At 54.6% G+C, this 18,707-nt stretch carries 17 protein-coding genes; 5 read left to right on the top strand and 12 right to left on the bottom strand.

Annotated features, from left to right (window positions below; translation table 11 throughout):
• The first annotated feature begins 69 nt into the window (after positions 1 to 69).
• The 3 genes from rhlE to ybiB all read left to right on the top strand — a co-directional run bounded on the left by rhlE (position 70) and on the right by ybiB (position 4,749).
• Positions 70 to 1,461: an ATP-dependent RNA helicase RhlE gene (gene rhlE / locus ACWWFX_RS13810; RefSeq protein ID WP_015965239.1), complete on the top strand. Its 1,392-nt coding sequence runs from the start codon at positions 70 to 72 to the stop codon at positions 1,459 to 1,461.
• 149 nt (positions 1,462 to 1,610) lie between these two features.
• Positions 1,611 to 3,755 carry an ATP-dependent DNA helicase DinG gene (gene dinG, locus ACWWFX_RS13805; RefSeq protein ID WP_473224057.1) on the top strand — a complete coding sequence of 715 codons (2,145 nt, stop codon included), beginning with the start codon at positions 1,611 to 1,613 and terminating at the stop codon, positions 3,753 to 3,755.
• 31 nt (positions 3,756 to 3,786) lie between these two features.
• On the top strand, positions 3,787 to 4,749 hold the full coding sequence (ybiB, locus tag ACWWFX_RS13800; protein ID WP_276218234.1) for a DNA-binding protein YbiB: 963 nt from the start codon (positions 3,787 to 3,789) through the stop codon (positions 4,747 to 4,749).
• Between the two features lie 139 nt (positions 4,750 to 4,888).
• On the opposite strand, the gene ybiJ is transcribed toward ybiB, so the two are convergent.
• The 6 genes from ybiJ to ACWWFX_RS13770 form a co-directional block, all read right to left on the bottom strand.
• Positions 4,889 to 5,149, bottom strand: coding sequence for a DUF1471 family protein YbiJ (gene ybiJ / locus ACWWFX_RS13795; protein WP_015965230.1), 261 nt, complete (start codon positions 5,147 to 5,149; stop codon positions 4,889 to 4,891).
• A 283-nt stretch (positions 5,150 to 5,432) separates the two neighbouring features.
• A complete protein-coding gene (locus ACWWFX_RS13790; protein ID WP_473224056.1) occupies positions 5,433 to 5,699 on the bottom strand; it encodes a DksA/TraR family C4-type zinc finger protein in 267 nt (88 codons plus the stop codon).
• 69 nt (positions 5,700 to 5,768) lie between these two features.
• Positions 5,769 to 6,446, bottom strand: a complete 678-nt coding sequence (ybiX, locus tag ACWWFX_RS13785) for a PKHD-type hydroxylase YbiX (protein WP_473224055.1) — start codon at positions 6,444 to 6,446, stop codon at positions 5,769 to 5,771.
• A gap of 64 nt (positions 6,447 to 6,510) precedes the next feature.
• Positions 6,511 to 8,799, bottom strand: coding sequence for a catecholate siderophore receptor Fiu (locus tag ACWWFX_RS13780; protein ID WP_473224054.1), 2,289 nt, complete (start codon positions 8,797 to 8,799; stop codon positions 6,511 to 6,513).
• A 313-nt stretch (positions 8,800 to 9,112) separates the two neighbouring features.
• Entirely contained in the window at positions 9,113 to 9,376 is a 264-nt protein-coding gene (gene mcbA / locus ACWWFX_RS13775) for a DUF1471 family periplasmic protein McbA (protein WP_231827953.1), read from the bottom strand.
• A 159-nt stretch (positions 9,377 to 9,535) separates the two neighbouring features.
• Positions 9,536 to 10,153 (bottom strand): flavin reductase family protein, encoded by a 618-nt coding sequence (locus ACWWFX_RS13770; protein WP_473224053.1) that lies wholly within the window; start codon positions 10,151 to 10,153, stop codon positions 9,536 to 9,538.
• Between the two features lie 94 nt (positions 10,154 to 10,247).
• Here ACWWFX_RS13770 and rlmF point away from each other — a divergent pair, with 94 nt between their 5' ends.
• Entirely contained in the window at positions 10,248 to 11,174 is a 927-nt protein-coding gene (gene rlmF, locus ACWWFX_RS13765; protein ID WP_473224052.1) for a 23S rRNA (adenine(1618)-N(6))-methyltransferase RlmF, read from the top strand.
• Here the strand turns inward: rlmF and ybiO are convergent.
• The 6 genes from ybiO to rhtA all read right to left on the bottom strand — a co-directional run bounded on the left by ybiO (position 11,171) and on the right by rhtA (position 17,705).
• On the bottom strand, positions 11,171 to 13,390 hold the full coding sequence (ybiO, locus tag ACWWFX_RS13760) for a mechanosensitive channel protein (RefSeq protein WP_473224051.1): 2,220 nt from the start codon (positions 13,388 to 13,390) through the stop codon (positions 11,171 to 11,173). The genes rlmF and ybiO overlap by 4 nt on opposite strands.
• A 212-nt stretch (positions 13,391 to 13,602) precedes the next feature.
• On the bottom strand, positions 13,603 to 14,325 hold the full coding sequence (gene glnQ / locus ACWWFX_RS13755; protein ID WP_276218220.1) for a glutamine ABC transporter ATP-binding protein GlnQ: 723 nt from the start codon (positions 14,323 to 14,325) through the stop codon (positions 13,603 to 13,605).
• On the bottom strand, positions 14,322 to 14,981 hold the full coding sequence (gene glnP / locus ACWWFX_RS13750; protein ID WP_276218218.1) for a glutamine ABC transporter permease GlnP: 660 nt from the start codon (positions 14,979 to 14,981) through the stop codon (positions 14,322 to 14,324). Before glnP ends, glnQ begins: the two co-directional genes overlap by 4 nt.
• A 108-nt stretch (positions 14,982 to 15,089) precedes the next feature.
• The gene (gene glnH, locus ACWWFX_RS13745) at positions 15,090 to 15,836 is read right to left on the bottom strand and encodes a glutamine ABC transporter substrate-binding protein GlnH (RefSeq protein WP_015965205.1); all 747 of its coding nucleotides are present in this window, start codon (positions 15,834 to 15,836) and stop codon (positions 15,090 to 15,092) included.
• A 362-nt stretch (positions 15,837 to 16,198) separates the two neighbouring features.
• Positions 16,199 to 16,702 carry a DNA starvation/stationary phase protection protein Dps gene (gene dps, locus ACWWFX_RS13740; RefSeq protein ID WP_015965204.1) on the bottom strand — a complete coding sequence of 168 codons (504 nt, stop codon included), beginning with the start codon at positions 16,700 to 16,702 and terminating at the stop codon, positions 16,199 to 16,201.
• Between the two features lie 115 nt (positions 16,703 to 16,817).
• The gene (gene rhtA / locus ACWWFX_RS13735; protein ID WP_473224050.1) at positions 16,818 to 17,705 is read right to left on the bottom strand and encodes a threonine/homoserine exporter RhtA; all 888 of its coding nucleotides are present in this window, start codon (positions 17,703 to 17,705) and stop codon (positions 16,818 to 16,820) included.
• A 354-nt stretch (positions 17,706 to 18,059) separates the two neighbouring features.
• Between rhtA and ompX the strand changes: the two genes are divergently transcribed.
• On the top strand, positions 18,060 to 18,572 hold the full coding sequence (ompX, locus tag ACWWFX_RS13730; RefSeq protein ID WP_015965202.1) for an outer membrane protein OmpX: 513 nt from the start codon (positions 18,060 to 18,062) through the stop codon (positions 18,570 to 18,572).
• The last annotated feature ends 135 nt before the right edge of the window (positions 18,573 to 18,707 follow it).

Below are 18,707 nucleotides of genomic sequence, written 5' to 3'. Positions count from 1 at the left end.
TGTCATTATCTGGTTTGTAATCCCCTCGAAAACTACACCGCATGCGGTCGGGGTGGGTGTGGAGTAATTATGTCTTTTGATTCCCTGGGGCTTAGCCCTGAAATTTTGCGTGCCATTGTTGAGCTTGGCTATCGCGAACCCACCCCCATTCAGCAGCAAGCAATTCCTGCGGTATTACAGGGCCGTGACCTGATGGCCAGCGCCCAAACCGGCACCGGTAAAACAGCAGGCTTTACGCTGCCGCTGTTGCAGCATCTGATTACCACTCAGCCGCATGCAAAGGGCCGTCGCCCGGTGCGCGCGCTGATCCTCACGCCAACCCGTGAACTCGCTGCGCAAATTGGCGAAAACGTGCGTGAATACAGCCAGTATCTGAACATTCGTTCGCTGGTGGTATTTGGCGGCGTGAGCATCAATCCGCAGATGATGAAGCTGCGCGGTGGCGTCGATGTGCTGGTGGCAACGCCGGGACGTCTGCTGGACCTCGAACATCAAAACGCCGTGAAACTCGACGGCATCGAAATTCTGGTGCTGGATGAAGCGGACCGTATGCTCGACATGGGCTTTATCCACGATATCCGACGCGTGCTGGCAAAACTGCCGGCCAAGCGTCAGAACCTGCTGTTCTCTGCGACGTTCTCCGACGACATTAAAGCGCTGGCAGAAAAGCTGCTGCATAACCCGCTGGAAATCGAAGTTGCGCGCCGCAACACTGCCTCCGAGCAGGTGACGCAGCACGTGCATTTCGTTGATAAGAAACGCAAACGGGAATTGCTGTCACAGATGATTGGCCAGGGCGACTGGCGTCAGGTGCTGGTCTTTACCCGTACCAAACACGGCGCAAACCACCTGGCAGAACAGCTGAATAAAGATGGCATTCGCAGTGCGGCTATTCACGGTAATAAATCGCAGGGCGCGCGTACCCGTGCGCTGGCTGATTTTAAATCCGGCGATATCCGCGTGCTGGTGGCAACCGACATCGCCGCGCGTGGCCTGGACATCGAAGAACTGCCGCACGTAGTTAACTACGAGCTGCCAAACGTACCGGAAGATTACGTGCACCGTATTGGCCGTACCGGCCGTGCGGCGGCAACCGGTGAAGCGCTGTCGCTGGTTTGTGTTGATGAACACAAACTGCTGCGTGATATCGAAAAACTGCTGAAAAAAGAGATCCCGCGTATTGCACTGCCGGGCTACGAACCAGATCCGTCCATCAAAGCGGAACCAATCCAGAACGGCCGCCAGCAGCGCGGCGGCAACGGCGGCGGTCGTGGGCAAGGTGGTCGTCCGCAAGGGCAGGGCCAAAGCCAGGGCCGTGGTCAGCAACAGCCACGCCGCAGCGAAGGTGGCGCGCCGAAATCTGACGCTAAACCGAAACAGTCTCGCCGCATTGGCGATGCCAAACCGGCAGGCGAACAGCAGCGTCGCCGTCGCCCGCGTAAACCGTCTGCTGCGCAATAACGATTCACGCCTTGCAGGGTGGATGAGCGTAGCGCCTCTGCCTTGAAGCCAATTTCTGAAGCCTGGCCGCAAGCCAGGCTTTATTTTTTGCCGCCCGCGTAAGAAAGTGCCACAATAGTGGCTGTTTATACAGTATTTCAGGTTTTCTCATGGCATTGACCGCTGCGCTGAAAGCGCAAATCGCCGCCTGGTATAAGGCGCTTCAGGAACAGATCCCGGACTTTATTCCCCGCGCGCCGCAGCGGCAGATGATTGCTGACGTGGCAAAAACGCTCGCCGGGGAAGAGGGGCGGCATCTGGCTATCGAAGCGCCGACCGGCGTCGGGAAGACCCTTTCTTATCTCATACCCGGCATTGCCATTGCCAGGGAAGAGCAAAAAACGCTGGTGGTCAGTACCGCCAACATCGCGTTGCAGGATCAGATCTACAGTAAAGATCTCCCGCTACTGCGCAAAATTATCCCCGACCTTAAGTTTACCGCCGCCTTTGGGCGCGGGCGCTACGTTTGCCCGCGTAACCTCAACGGGTTGGCGAGTACCGAGCCCAATCAGCAGGATCTGCTCGCGTTTCTGGATGACGACCTTACGCCGAACAATCAGGAAGAGCAGAAGCGTTGCGCGAAACTGAAGGCCGACCTCGACAGCTATAAATGGGACGGCCTGCGCGATCACACGGATATCGCGATTAACGATGATTTGTGGCGACGTCTGAGCACCGATAAAGCAAGCTGCCTTAACCGCAACTGCCTCTATTATCGCGAGTGCCCGTTCTTCGTCGCGCGGCGCGAGATCCAGGAAGCGGAAGTGGTGGTGGCAAACCATGCGCTGGTCATGGCGGCGATGGAAAGCGAAGCGGTGCTGCCGGAGCCAAAAAATCTGTTGCTGGTGCTGGATGAAGGCCATCATCTGCCGGATGTCGCACGCGATGCGCTGGAGATGAGCGCGGAAATTACCGCGCCCTGGTATCGCCTGCAACTCGATCTTTTCGTCAAGCTGGTGGCGACCTGCATGGAGCAGTTTCGCCCGAAAACCACGCCGCCGCTGGCTATCCCGGAGCGTTTGACTGCTCACTGTGAAGAACTTTACGAGCTGATTGCCTCACTCAATAACATTCTGAATTTATATCTTCCGGCGACCCAGGAAGCGGAACACCGCTTTGCGATGGGCGAGCTACCGGAGGAGATCATGGAAATTGTCCAGCGGCTGGCAAAACTCACCGAGATGCTGCGTGGGCTGGCGGAACTGTTTTTAAACGATCTCAGCGAGAAAACTGGTTCGCACGATATCGTGCGTTTGCATCGCGTTATCCTGCAAATGAACCGTGCACTGGGCATGTTTGAGGCGCAAAGTAAGCTCTGGCGTCTGGCGTCGCTGGCGCAGGCCTCCGGCGCACCGGTCTCTAAGTGGGCGACGCGCGACACGCGTGATGGTCAGATGCATCTGTGGTTTAACTGCGTGGGTATCCGCGTCAGCGATCAGCTGGAACGCCTGCTGTGGCGCAGCGTGCCGCACATTGTGGTCACCTCTGCGACGCTGCGGTCTCTCAACAGTTTCTCGCGTTTGCAGGAGATGAGCGGGCTGAAAGAGAAAGCGGGCGACCGCTTCGTGGCGCTCGACTCGCCGTTCAACCACGTTGAGCAGGGCAAAATCGTGATTCCGAAAATGCGCTACGAGCCGTTGATGGAAAATGAAGAGCTGCACATTGCGGAAATGGCGGCCTATTTCCGCCAGGAGCTGGAAAGTAAAAAACATAAAGGCATGCTGGTGCTGTTCGCCAGCAACCGCGCGATGCAACGTTTTCTGGAGCACGTGACCGATTTGCGCCTTTTGCTGTTGGTGCAGGGCGACCAACCGCGTTATCGGCTGGTGGAGCACCATCGTAAACGCGTCGAAAATGGCGAGCGCAGCGTGCTGGTCGGGCTACAATCATTTGCAGAAGGGCTCGATTTAAAAGGTGAGCTGCTAAGCCAGGTGCATATTCATAAAATCGCCTTCCCGCCCATCGATAGCCCGGTGGTCATTACCGAAGGCGAATGGCTGAAAAGCCTGAACCGTTATCCGTTTGAAGTGCAAAGCCTGCCCAGCGCGTCGTTTAACCTGATTCAGCAGGTGGGGCGACTCATTCGTAGCCACGGCTGCTGGGGCGAAGTGGTGATATACGATAAGCGTTTGTTGACCAAAAACTACGGCCCGCGCCTGTTAAATGCGCTACCGGTATTTCCTATTGAGCAACCCCCGGTGCCCGATGTTAAAGTAAAAAGCAAAGCCAAAACGACCCGTCGCAAAAAACGCTAATCGGCACGCGACACCGGACAAGGAGCATCTGATGGATTTACGCAATGTGATTAAAGAGATTGGCCGGGGTAAAAACCATGCCCGCGACCTCGATCAGGACACCGCCCGCAGTCTCTATACCCACATGCTGAATGGCGATGTGCCGGATCTCGAAATGGGCGGCATCCTGATTGCGCTGCGCATTAAAGGGGAAGGTGAGGCAGAGATGCTGGGCTTCTATGAGGCGATGCAGCAGCACACTCTGCGCCTTAAGCCGCCGGTGGGTAAACCGATGCCGATTGTCATTCCAAGCTATAACGGCGCGCGTAAACAGGCCAACCTGACGCCTCTGCTGGCTATTCTGCTGCACAAAATTGGCTTCCCGGTGGTGGTACACGGGGTGAGCGAAGACCCGACCCGGGTTATCAGCGAAACCATTTTTGAATTGCTGGGCATTGAACCTACCCGCCATGCCGGGCAGGCGCAGGCTAAACTTGATGGCCATCAGCCGGTGTATATCCCGGTTGGCGCGCTGTGTCCGTCGCTGGAAAAACAGCTTTCTATGCGCTGGCGGATGGGCGTGCGTAACAGTGCGCATACCCTGGCGAAGCTGGCCACGCCGTTTGCCGAAGATGCCGCGCTGCGCTTGTCGAGCGTTTCACATCCGGAATATGTAGGGAAAGTTGCGAAATTCTTCTCGGATATCGGGGGCCGTGGACTGCTGATGCACGGTACAGAAGGTGAAGTGTACGCTAACCCGCAACGTTGCCCGCAAATCACGCTGATCGATGCGCAAGGTACGCGCATTGTGAGCGAACGGCAGACGGAAACAGCAAATGAAGCCTTGCCTGAAGGAAAAGATCCGCAAGTGACCGCTCGCTGGATTGAGCGCTGCGTGGCAGGAAGCGAGCCGGTGCCGCAATCGCTGAAAATCCAGATGGCATGCTGCCTGCTGGCGGCAGGGGAAGTCGCATCGCTGGACGCGGGGCTGGCGAAGGTGGCGGAGTCCTACTAATCGCCGGGAAAAAGGCAAAAAAAAACCCGGCGTGGCATGCCGGGCGTCAAAAAGGGTATCAACAAGTTCAATGAGGGTTACAGCAGCCGCCAGTGGGTTAAGCTGGCGGGGTACAACTTCTGGCAGTTAATTCTTTCGGTTATTTGTAGATAACCGCAGTACCGCTAACTTTGTTGTTGGTGTTAGCAGAGGTGATGCTGTAAGCAGATGCGCCAGCCGCTTCTGCTTTCGCAGCCAGTTTTGCTTCCAGACCATCCAGAGTCGATGCGCCTTCCGCAGAAACAACACCAATTTTGTTCATGTTCTGAGCCTGAGCCGCGCTTACCGCTTCAGCAGCGAAAGCACCAAAGGACAGGGTAGAAAGGGCAATAGCAGCAACAGCATATTTGATAGTTTTCATTTTCAATCTCTCGCAGGTTATTTGTTAGGGGACGATGTTCTGTCGATGTGATGAGTATCACGTTTTATTGCGAAAGAATAAATCGAAGAGAATTGATGACCTTCATCAATAATTTTGAATAAGTATTAATTTACTGATTATTAATAAATTATTTTCGCAACGAATGGTTTCGGAGGGGGATAATAACCTGCTCGATGATTTAAGGCACTTTTTGCTACTTATTTAGCCGAAAAAGGTGGTCGTAAAGATAACCGTTTGCGCTGTATTTTCAGGTAGAGAACTGTCAACGAAGCTGGCTATCTTTCGATCCTCTGCGATTATATCCTGCAAATGTAGAGTTGTGTAAATCTTTCTCCTGCTGGCAGTTCACGCACAGCTGGACACCCGGAATAGCCAGCCGACGTGCCTCTGGAATCGGTTCCCCACATTCTTCACAAAATTTGGCGCTTTCGCCCTTCGGCAGACCACTTCTTGCCCGCGCCACCGCATCTTCAATGGTGCTGTCGATTTGATCCTGCACAGCACCGTCATTTGCCCAACCTGAAGCCATTGTCCACCTCCTGATTATTTATTGAGCTAATTATACTCAATATGGGGGCGTCTCGCGTACAGGCAAGGCCTAAATCTCAGACCATTCGCGCAGCAGGTTGTGATAAAGATTGAGCAACGACAGCACTTCTTCGGACTCACCATGACGGGATTTCAGCGTCTGAATGTTGCGGTCGAGGTCGAACAGCATTGCCCGGCGCTTATCGTCGCGAATCATCGACTGGATCCACAGAAATGACGCGATGCGCACGCCGCGCGTGACGGGCGTTACGCAGTGAAGGCTGCTGGAAGGGTAGAGTACCAGGTCGCCCGCCGGGAGCTTCACGCTATGCTGGCCGTAGGTATCGTTTACCACCAGTTCGCCGCCGTCGTAGCTTTCCGGGTCGCTCAGAAAGAGCGTGGCGGAGAGGTCGGTACGCATCCAGCCGCTTTGCGGGTGACTGCGGACCGCACCATCCACGTGAAAGCCATAGGTTTCTTGTTGCTGGTAGCGGTTAAACAGCGGGCTGGAGAGTGTTTTGGGGAGCGCGGCGGCGAAGAAGAGTGAGTGCTGATTCAGTGCGGCCAGAACTCGCGCCTGAAGCGTGGCGTAGAGCGGGCTCTGGGTGTCTATTTGCTGGTTGTTTTTCACCTGCGCACCCTGTGCGCCAACCGTTGCACGACCGTCAATCCAGGTCGCGCGGTCGAGGTCCTCTGCCATCTGGTGAAGTTCATCGGCGGTCAGTACGCCGGGAATGTGGTACATCATGATGAGGTTCTCCTTGCCTGATGCGCTGCGCTTATCAGACAAGCGCAGCGCTTCGGCAATGTGATTAGAAATGCACGTTCGCCGTTAACAGGAACGTTCTCGGCTCGCCTGGATGGTAACGGTAGCCGCTCTTGTTAATCGAGGCGACGTAATCCGTATCAAACAGGTTGTAGACGTTCAGTTGCAAATCGAGATTGCTGTTGATGCGATAGCCCACTTTGGCATCCGCAACCCAGTAGCCTTCGGTGTAGGACGGCGTACCGACGGCACCATCGCTGCCACGGTGCATGCTGCCCACGTAGCGCGCGCCTGCGCCTACGGAGATATCACTCGTTGCCTGATACTGCGTCCACAGGGTAAATGCGTGCTCTGGCGTGTAAGGCAGGGCAGAGCTTCCATCCTGCGCCACATTTGCGCCTTCCTGAATCGATGCTTTTTGCTGAGTGTAACCGCCAATCACCTGCCACTCCGGGGTGATGTTACCCGCGACGGACAACTCATAACCTTCGACACGTTTTTTGCCGTACTGCGAATAGGTGCCGTCGTCATTCTCAGCAACTTCATTTTCGATGTCGGTGCGGAACAGCGCGGCGGTCAGCAACAGGCGCTTATCAAACAGCTCCCATTTGGTACCCACTTCACTGGTTTTCGCTTTTTGCGGTTTGAAGTCAGTACGGTTGGCGCTATTCCCGGTCCCGCCCTGCGCCAGCGCGAAGTTGCTGCCGCCCGGAGGCTGTTGGGAAATGGCGTAGTTGACATAGATATTGCCCTGTTCCGTCAGGTGATAGAGCGCACCGGCTTTCCAGTTCACAAGGTTGCCGGATTTCGCCGTATCAACGGTTTTGATCGGCGAGCCTTTTGGCGTACCGGTTGGGCAAGTCAGCGCACCACGGCCAGAGCCGCCGCAGGCTGTCGAACTGTCGTATTCGGTGTGGTAGTTATCCAGACGAATGCCGCCGTTCAGTTCAAAATCATGAGTGATTTGCAGCGTATCAAAGGCGTAGATGCCGAAGGTATCGGTCTGGCCGTTGGCGTTCGCGCCGTTACGGTGCAGGCTGCCGACGTTGATATTGCTGTTCGGGCTGTAGATATTCACCGGCGGCGCGGTAATCGCGTTCACGCCATAGTTGGTTTGCGTCTCGCGGGTGAACTCTACGCCAGTGCTGATATCATGACCGACCGCACCGGTATAAAACTTCGAGGTCAGGTTGGTCTGGTTGGTGAGGATCTTGTTACTCACGTCTTTGGTGTTTGGCGTGCGCGTCCAGGTCCAGCTACCCACGTTGTTCGGGTCAGGCATGCCGATATTGCTGGCGCCACCCATCACCGCCGTCATCAGATAATCCTGCTTCACTCGCGACCAGCGGGTGGTATTACGAATCGTCGTGGTGTCGTTGAAATCATGCTCGAAGCGCATAGTGGCGGTATCGGTGGTGGAGTCGTCGTAATCGGAATCCGTACCGTAGAAGTTGCTGGTGTTCACCTTGCCGGAACCGTTGAGTGCGGAGGTGGCGGCATTCGGCGCAGAGTAGCCCGGCAGACCGATAGTCGGGATACCGCCATCCGGGGTGTTGTGCTGGGTAACGTGCAGGTAGTTCAGGTAAAGCCGGTTTTCCGTCCCTAATCCAAAGGCCACGGAGGGCGCAACGCCATAGCGTTCGTTCTGGACTTTATCGCGACCCGCGTCGTGGGTTTTCTCGCCCATCACGTTCAGACGCACGGCGGAGGTTTCGCCGATCGCTTCGTTAATATCAAGCGTGCCACGGCGGAACCAGGCGCTGCCGATGCTGGCGGAGGCGTCGATCCCGGAATCCAGGCGCGGCTGTTTGCTGATCATATTGATCGAGCCAGTTGGTGCGCTGCGGCCATAGTCGCTGCCCGACGGGCCCTTGATCACTTCCACCTGCTCGGTGTTGAACGTGTCGCGCGAGACGCTGCCGATATCACGCACACCATCAATATAAATGCTGTTCGAGGTATCCGCACCGCGCATATAAATGGCGTCACCCGTCGATGAGCTACCGTTTTCACCGGCAAAAAACGCGCCCACGCCCGGCACGTTTTTCAGCGCATCGGTCAGGTTATTGACGCCCTGATCTTTTAACACCTGGTCGGAAATCACGGTAACGGTGCGCGTAGTATCTGCAATCGGGCGGCTAAATTTCGGGTCAGCGGATTTCTGCGGCGCGTAGAGGGAAGGGGCCTGCGCCTCCACCACCAAGGTATCGCCGGGTTTTTGATCCTTACTGTCTGCGGCGGCGGCCTGACCAACCGGGGTTAAGCCGATACACAGACCTGTAAAGAAGGTGAGCGAACTAAAGCTGTTGAACGGTAAATTGCGATTATTATCCATATTAATGAGCGTCTTATAATTTTTAACGAGCTGTTTTTACGATGACAACGGGGCACTTCTTTGCCCTGGTCACGGCAGGTTTTACAAATACGTTTGATAATGATTGTGAGAAGCATTATCAAACGCGTAACTTTCTAACACTCATTTATGGAAAAATAAATACAATAATTTACATTTGCTCCTTTTTTTATACATAAGGCGCAGAGTACGAGGGGACTTTCTTCTGCCAGCAGAAAAAAACAGCGTAAAGCGGGGAGAAATAAAACTGCCCGAAGCGGGCGCTATCGGGCAGGGAAGTGGATGTGTGAAGCCATTATTTATAAATGGTCGCTGTACCAAACATCTTGTTATTGCCGCTTGCAGATTCAACCACAAACCCTTTTGCCCCCTCTTTTTGGGCTTTTTCCGCGAGTTTTGCTTCCAGATCGTCAAGCGAGCTGGCACCTGAGGCTGAAACCGTACCGGCTGGGCGGAGTTGCCCGGTGTTATCACCATCAAGGGGTTGCGGAGCGGCGACGGCAGAGAAGGTAACGACGGCAAACGCGCCTGCGACAAGCAGGGCGAGACTCTTCTTCATAAGAACATCCTCCAGTTACGACGGGGTAACCCAGTAAGTGTAGGCGGTGGTGAAGAGGCTTTATCCGCAAAAAATCGCGCAAGACAGGTGGTTTTTTTGAATGAAAAAAGTTGACGAAATACTGACAAATCAGCCACATACAAGTGGCTGATTTTAAAGCTATCGGCGCGCGTCCGGGCGGATGAGATCGAAGCGATGCGCTTCATCGATGGTGTAGTAGGCGGAGGGCCCGCCGGCTCGCAGCACCGGTTTTGCCCGGGCTGTTTGATAGATGCCCTCTTCGAGCAGGGACTCAGCGATATGAATACCGACCACTTCGCCCAGCACCAGCCAGGTGTCAATGGCTGCGCCGTCGGCTGAGGTTAGCTGGATACATTGCGATAACCGACACTCAAAATTGACCGGGCTCTGTGCCACGCGCGGGGCGTTAACGAGACGGCTGGGTGCGGCGGTTAAGCCCGCGCGAACATATTCATCTTCCCCGTGCGGCAACGTGGCAGAGGTTTCATTCATGGCGACGGCAAGATCCTGCGTGGTCAGGTTCCAGACGAACTGTTTGGTTTCCATGATATTCTGCACGCTATCTTTCCAGCCGCTGCTGGCAAAGCCGATAATCGGCGGGCGATAGTTAAAGCAGTTGAAGAAGCTGTATGGCGCGAGATTACGTTTTCCCTGCGCATCCTGTGAGGATATCCAGCCGATTGGGCGCGGCCCGACGATGGCGTTGAGCGGGTCATGCGGCAGCCCGTGTCCCTGTGAGGGTTCATAGAAATACATAGCGTACCTGTTATTTGCAAAGGTATTCCAGACTCCCTTATTTACCGCGCCGCCGTCAACGGGTATCTTACGCCGCTTAAGACAGGAGAAAGTCATGAATGCCCAAAAACCGGGTCTACACCCGCGTAACCGTCACCATAATCGCTACGACCTTACCGCACTGTGCCAATCGTGCCCGGAACTGCGTGAATTTATCACCCTGAATCCGGCCGGTGAGCAGACCATTAACTTTGCCGATCCGCAGGCGGTGAAGACCCTGAATAAAGCGCTGCTGGCGCATTTTTATGGCGTCAGTTCGTGGGATATTCCTGACGGTTTCCTGTGCCCGCCGGTTCCGGGGCGAGCGGATTACATCCACCATCTGGCCGATCTGCTGACCGATGAGAGCGGTAACGTGGTGCAGGGCGCGAATGTGCTGGATATCGGTGTGGGCGCAAACTGTATTTATCCGCTGATTGGCGCGCATGAGTACCGCTGGCGTTTTACCGGCAGTGAAACACATCCCGAGGCGTTTGCCAGCGCGCAGGCGATTGTCAGCGCCAACCCGTCACTGACTCGTATGATCCGCCTGCGTCGTCAGAAAGATAATGAATCCATGTTCAACGGCATTATCCATAAGAATGAGCAGTACGATGCCACGCTGTGCAACCCGCCATTCCATGACTCCGCCGCAGCAGCGCGCGCCGGTGGTGAGCGTAAGCGCCGTAATCTCGGCCAGGATCGTAACGATGCGCTGAACTTTGGCGGTCAGCAGCAGGAGCTATGGTGTGAAGGCGGCGAAGTGGCGTTTATCAAGAAGATGATTGCCGAAAGCCGCGACTACGCGCGTCAGGTGATGTGGTTTACCTCGCTGGTGTCGAAAGGGGAAAACCTGCCGCCACTTTACCGCGCACTGACGGATGTCGGCGCGGTAAAAGTGGTGAAAAAAGAGATGGCCCAGGGGCAGAAGCAGAGCCGCTTCATTGCCTGGTCCTTTATGAACGACGAGCAGCGCCGTCGCTTCCTGACGCGTAAACGTTAGAGCGTCGGTTCCGCGGGCGGTAGCCCCGCATCCGGCGGGGCCGTGTTCGCGGGTGCGGGTAGCACCTGATAAGTCTGCACCGGCGGGCGCACGCCCGCGAGATCAAAGTGTTTTTTCACCATGCTGTCCAGCGCAAAGCGCACCGACCACTGTTTCAACGGCAGCGTGGTAAAGGTGACGCGCAGCGTGAAGGCGGTATTGGTGAGCCCGACGATCCCGGCAAACGACGGTTCGCCAATAATCAGGCCGCGAATATCCTCCATCTGCATTAACTCATCCACCGCATCCTTCAGGGCCTGATTGGCTTTCTCTGTTTCTTCATGGCGGTCAACATCGTAGTTCGCCACCACGGAGCCAATGCCGCGCACAAAGTTGGCGAAGGTAGTGATAGAGGACCACGGAATAATATGATACGCCCCGGTATCCTGGCGAACGCCCACCGATCGAATCGACATTCGTTCAACGGTACCGGTGAGCGGCCCGATGGTCACCAGGTCGCCAGTGTTCATACCATTTTCAAACTGAATAAATACCCCGGTAATAATATCCTTCACCAGGGTTTGCGCACCGAACGAAATAGCCAGGCCCAGCGCCCCGGCACCGGCCAATAGCGGTGCGATGTTAACGCCTATCTCAGAGAGCAGAATCATCACCGTGATGGTGCTGATCACCACCGCCAGCGCGTTACGGAACAGCGTCAGAAGCGTACGTGTGCGTGCGCTGGGCAGCGGTCGGCCATGAATATCCGAGGCCAGTCGGTTCTCAATCAGGCTGGCAAGCACCGTCCAGCCGACAGCGGAGAAGAAGAGAATTAAGGCGATGCGGATAAGCACATCCACCGTTTTCTCGCCCGTTCCCTGATGCAGCCAGCTCCAGAAATCGAACAAGCCCCAGGCGCTGAGCAGCAGCATGACCGCCACACAGACAACCAGCGTGCGTGCGGTTTTCAGTGCGCCGGATAACCAGCCGTTAAGCCGCTTTTGCAGTTCCGGGTAATTACGCTGTGTCTCCGGCGACAGGGTGATGGTTTTGGCTATCCAGCGTGACAGGATGCCGGAAATAAAGGCGGCGATCCCCATAATCGCCAGGCTTTTCACTGACGCGCCCATCATAAATTTCAGGCTGTTGCCCGGATCGAACAGGGAAAAGAAGAACAGTACAATGAAGTAAGCGCTCGCCAGCCAGTGCCACACCAGCGCAAACGCGCGTATGAACAGGCTGAAAAACGCCAGCGAGCGGTCGGCAACTTGTAGTAAGCCGTCGGTAATCGCTTTTTTGTTGTGAAAAATCAGATACAACGCCCACAGCGTAATGGTCAGCATAATGACCACGTTCGCCATCGCGCCCGCCTGTACGTTGACCTGGTTGGAGATAATCGGCACGGCGACCACCAGCCCGTAACCGATTAAGCTGCTCAGCGCGCTAAGGCGTAAGTTCCAGTAATGCGCGGTTTGGTCGGTGATGGCAAAGGGGCGAAGATCCGGCACGCGCGGGCAGAAAATCAGGCGCAGTAAGGCTTTGAAAAACTCAATCAACGCAAAGGCATTGAGGAACAGACTTTGCTGGAAGGCGATGGTGCTGTTTCCGCCATTTAAATTGTCGCTCAGTAGCTGACCGATAAACAGCGTCAGCGCCAGCAGCAGTAAATCGATAATCAGCGCGCCGGTGATCATCGCCGGAAGCTGCAACCAGTTGCTGCGATCGCGGTTCTTGTGCCGCCCCCAGCGCCCCATTTTACGGTACAGCGGCAGGGCGCAAAGGCGCACCAGGCCATAAAAAGCAAAGACCAGCGTCGCCAGCATCAGAAAATGAGTCACCGCATTGAAGAAGGTCGCTGTATGAAACGGTTTATGCGGCGCGGTAGAGATGTTGCGCCATAGCTGGGCGAAACGGGTAGAGAACTCGCCGCCGTAGTGACGCGTCACATCCGTCACGTTCTCCAGAACCGTTTTTTCCTCTTTCACATCCGGAGGCGTCAGGGTCGGCGCGGCTTCCGGAGGGGGCGTGGCGGCAGCGTGGCGTAGCTGTCCAATCAGCTCTTTGCGCGACGCGTCGTTTTCCAGCACATCGGCAAGCGCAGAATAGGCCGCTTTTTTCTGCGCGGCATCGGGCTCGCTGGCGGCGGTTTCGCTGGTGGTCGATGTTACGCCGGGGATGGTTACCGCATGCAGCGGCGCGCTGATAAGGGCGAGCAAAAACAGCAGGATGTATGGCACGAGTCCCTCCGAAAGCAACAATCACAAAGGGTTAAGTATAGATTGCGAGGGGGAGGGGGAGGGATTTTGGGAGAAATACCGGGACTCGGTGCGCGTTGTTGCCCTCACCCCGACCCTCTCCCACGGGGAGAGGGAGAAAAATCGCACCGGCCTCACCGCTTGCACGGTCAGTTCCCTCTCCCTTAAGGGAGAGGGTTAGGGTGAGGGGGAAATTACGATACGTGCTGCAAAAACTCCTGCAAACGCTGGCTCGGCGGGTTTTTCACCAGGACCTGCGGGTCGCCATCTTCGGCAATACGGCCTTTATCGATAAAGATCAATCGCGATGCCACTTTCTCGGCAAAGCCGATTTCATGGGTCACGATAACCATCGTCATGCCTTCTTCCGCCAGATCCTGCATCACTTTCAGCACTTCGTGGCGCAGTTCCGGATCGAGGGCAGAAGTGGGCTCATCAAACAGCATCATCTTCGGTTTCACCGCCAGCGCGCGGGCAATCGCCACGCGTTGTTGCTGGCCGCCGGAGAGTTCAGACGGATAATGATGCGCGCGTTCCGCCAGGCCCACTTTCGCCAGCAGCTCTTTCGCCAGTTTTTCCGCATCTGCCTTTTGTGTACCACGCACTCGCAGCGGGCCGAACATCACGTTCTCCAATGCCGTCAGGTGCGGGAAGAGATAGAACTGCTGGAACACCATCCCGGCTTCCTGACGAATCAGGCGCTCATCCACTTTCGGGTCGTTGACCTTCAGGCCATCAACGAAAAGATCGCCGCTGGTGATCTCTTCGAGCTTATTAATGCAGCGCAGCAGCGTGGATTTACCGGAACCGGACGGCCCAATAATCACCACCACTTCGCCCTGTTTCACGTTGAGGTCGATATTGTGCAGCACCTGGGTTTTGCCAAAGTGCTTGGAAACGTTTTTAAATTCAATCACAGGATTTTCATCCTTCTTTCAAGAATGCGAAGCACGATGTTCAGTACCTGAGTAATGATCAGGTAAATCACACCGACGGCGGTCCAGATTTCCAGCGCGCGGAAGTTACCGGCGATAATTTCCTGGCCGCTGCGGGTCAATTCGGCCGCGCCGATAACGATAAACAGCGAGGTATCTTTGATACTGATAATCAGCTGGTTACCCAACGCAGGCAGCATACGGCGAACCGCCAGCGGCATAATCACGTGAAGAATGGTTTCGCGACGAGACAGGCCCAGCGCCAGCCCGGCTTCGCTGAAGCCTTTGTGAATCGACAGCACGGAACCACGGGTAATTTCCGCGATATAGGCGCCGGAGTTGATCATGATGGTGATCACGGCGGCGGAGAAGGTATCGATACGAATATCCGGGAAGGCCATCGGCAGGGCGAAGTAGATATACATCACCTGTACGACGATCGGCGTGCCGCGAATCACTTCGATAAAAACAAGGGCAATGTGGTTTGAAATCCAGCCGCCATAGGTACGGGCTAAACCGGCCAGCAGACCGATAACAATACCCCCGGCGAGGCCAAGGACCGAAATCCACAGAGTCATTTTGGCGCCATCCAGCAAAATTGGAATGGCCGGCCAGATGACGCTCCAGTCAAACTGCATAATGTGTTCCTGTTACCGTGGTGGAAGAACAATAGCTCACTAAAAGGGTGCGCTAAAAAACGTGCCCGGCGCGCAGTGCGCAACCGGGCACGGTAATCTCAGTCAATCTTATTTAGGCTCAGTACCGAACCATTTTTTGTAGATTTCGTTATAGGTGCCGTTTTCACGCAGGGTTTTCAGCGCGCCGTTCACTTTTTCACGCAGCTCGTCGTTGCCTTTGGAGAAGGCAATGCCGTAGTCCTGTGCTTCAAGTGAATCACCTACCGCTTTAAACTGGCCGTTGCCTGCGGTTTTGATGAAGTAAAGAATATTCGGGGTATCGTGCAGCACGGCGTCAGCGCGGTTGGTGCCGAGTTCCATGTACGCGTTATCGATGTTCGGGAACTGACGCAGATCTTTGGTTTTGATATTGGCTTTCGCGTAATCAACGGAGCCGGTACCGCTCTTCACGGCAACCACTTTACCGTCCAGATCTTTCACGCTTTTCACGTCGTTGTTGTTGGCTTTCACCATCACCAGCAGGCCGCTTTTGTAGTAACCGTCAGAGAAATCGACCGCTTTTTTGCGCTCTTCCGTGATGGTGATACCGGCCAGCGCCAGGTCAACGTTTTTGGTTTGCAGTGCCGGGATGATGCCGCTGAAATCCATTGGTTTCAGGGTGTAGTCCAGTTTCAACTCTTTGGCGACAGCGGCCCACAGGTCAACATCGAAACCCACGTATTTATCGCCCTGTTTGAACTCAAACGGAACGAACGCCGTATCGGTTGCCACAACCAGTTTCTTCTCAGCAGCCTGAGAGGAGACGGCAAACGCCAGGGTAAGTGCAGCCAGGGAAACTTTAAACAAAGACTTCATAACATTTCCTTTTATATCCACGGGGCAATCCCCTGCGAGAACGTACGATCTATGAAAGAATCATGCCAACTTTTTAACTTATTGTTTTGCAACAAAAGAGAAAGAGAGGGATGCACGATTTCGGCGACTGACAGACTCGGGTGCACCATGATGGGGCTTTATGATGGTGCAGTATGCCTGTTTCGCGATTCATGCTGTTTTTTAACGCAAGTGGTGGTGATAAAACAATCTTTTATTAACGATTGTGTGAGGTGATTATTACAAATAGTTTACTTGGGCGAGAGTATTTAACAGAAGGGTGCACCCGGATGGTGCAAACCCCCTCATCGGGGTGATGAGAGGGTAATAAGAATAACCTATGGTTATTCGATGTTAGCTTCGATGAACCACAGGAATTTATCCAGATCGCGTGAAGCCGCGGTTAAGATATCCGCTGTGTCTTCATCTTTCGCTTCTTCAATGGCTTTACGCACGTCGTTCGCGACGATTGCGTAGCGGTCAGCCAGCTCTTTCAGGTGATCCTGAACGGTGTGGATGTCCAGCGGGTAGCTTTTCAGCGGGGTTTTGCTGTTGATGACCTGGGTTGTGCCCAGCGCCACGCCGCCCAGCTGTACGGCACGTTCAGCCATGGTATCCAGATGATCGGTAAGCGCAGTCCTGAAGCCATCCAACATTTCATGAACGGCAATAAAGTTAGCTCCGCGCATATTCCAGTGGGCCTGTTTGGTAATCAGAGACAGGTCAATGAACTGGATCACCTGGCGATTCAGCAACTCGACAGTGGCTTTTTTCTCGCTGTCAGCGACATCGTTGCGGGTATAAAGCAGATTGGATGCTTTTGATTTGACCAGTTTAGCGGTACTCATAATCTCATATCCTCTTGATGTTGTGCGTTCCAGTATTAACTGGCAATAAGTATAGCACCGAGTTCCGGATAGAAAATTCTGACTCTGCCTATCGGTCTAATAGCGACATTAAGCTTTAACTTATATCTACTTTCTGGATTTTTGTTTCGCGACGCATGGTGAGCGTTGACCCCATCGATGCGGCAATAATGGCCGCCAGCGCCAGAGTTTGCGTACCCGTCAACGTTTCGCCGAGGAAGATCATCCCTGAAATGGCAACCAGGCCAGGTTCGAGACTCATCAGTGTGCCGAAGGTGCGTGTCGGTAAGCGGGTCAGGGCCAGCATTTCGAGTGAATAGGGCAGGGCAGTTGATAGCACGGCAATGGCCAGGCCGACCGGCAGAATAGACCAGTGCCAGCTCACATCAACAGACTGTAATACGCCAAGCGGCACAAAAATGACGGCTGCAATTAAAGAACCCATCGCCACCGTCGCCGGGCCATGTTCCGCGCCGGCGCGTTGGCCGCTTAATATATAGATGGCCCAGCCTGCGCCCGCGCCAAGCGCCAGCAGCGCACCGGTGAGATCGACGTGCGCCACGTCCTGACCCAACGGCAGCAAGAACCAGAGGCCAAGCACGGCGAGGATAACCCAGATAAAGTCCACCGCGCGGCGAGAGGCAAACAGCGCGACGGCCAACGGCCCGGTGAACTCCAGGGCAACGGCAATCCCCAGCGGAATGCGCTGGATAGAGAGATAGAACATATAGTTCATCGCGCCCAGCGACAGCCCGTAGAAAAGCAGCGGCAGACGCTGCTCTTTTGCAAAACGCAGTCGCCACGGCTTAAAGACGATAACCAGAATCAGCGTGCCAAGCGCCAGACGCAGGGCGGTGACACCCGGTGCGCCAATTAACGGAAACAGCGACTTAGCGAGTGATGCGCCGCTCTGGATAGAGAGCATCGACACGATGAGAACAAACACGGGCATCCATGCGGGAGATTTACGGAGCAAGCCAGACATCTTTTTCCTGTCAATTTGTGTCAAACGGAGTAAAAAAAGCAGTGTAAATGAAATACCAGGCTACGGTTGAGGAATTGTTGAAAAAAATCCGCCCGTGAATCGTTAGAATGTCCTTAGTCGATGGATTATTAATCTGTCAAACTAGGAATTATCTGGAATAATGTGATGAAATCACTGTGTGATACTAGTCTGGTATTCCGGGAAAACCTGTGATGTTTGAAAGAGATAACCGGGCCCGGAAATTTTTGGTTACATCAAAGGCAGGTTTAGACATCACAAGTTCGAAAGAGTTTCCTAACAATTTTTGATATATTTAAAACTTACGGATTTACTTGAAGCACATTTGAGGTGGTTATGAAAAAAATTGCATGTCTTTCAGCACTGGCCGCTGTTCTGGCTGTATCCGCAGGTACCGCAGTAGCTGCAACTTCTACCGTTACTGGCGGTTACGCTCAGAGCGATATGCAGGGCGTTGCTAACAAAGCTAACGGTTTCAACCTGAAATACCGCTATGAAATGGACGACCAACCGCTGGGCGTTATCGGTTCCTTTACTTACACCGAAAAAGACCGTAGCTCCAGCGACAACAACTACCATAAATCACAGTACTACGGCATCACCGCAGGTCCTGCTTACCGTCTGAACGACTGGGCAAGCATCTACGGCGTAGTAGGTGTTGGTTACGGTAAATTCCAGACCGCTGATCTGCCGAACAAACACGACACCAGCGATTACGGTTTCTCTTACGGTGCGGGCCTGCAGTTCAACCCGATCGAAAACGTTGCTCTGGACTTCTCTTACGAGCAGTCTCGCATTCGTAGCGTTGACGTCGGCACCTGGATTGCCGGTGTTGGTTACCGCTTCTAATCACTTCGGTGATATGAAAAATCCGCCCTTGTGGCGGATTTTTTTTGCCTGTATTTTGCCGGGGGCGCTGCGCTTGCCCGGCCTACAACCGCATCGATGCGTAGGCCTGATAAGCGAAGCGCCATCAGGCGTCTT

The organism is Pseudocitrobacter sp. 2023LY-00077, assembly GCF_055796175.1.
This window is presented reverse-complemented; position numbering and strand designations above follow the sequence as displayed.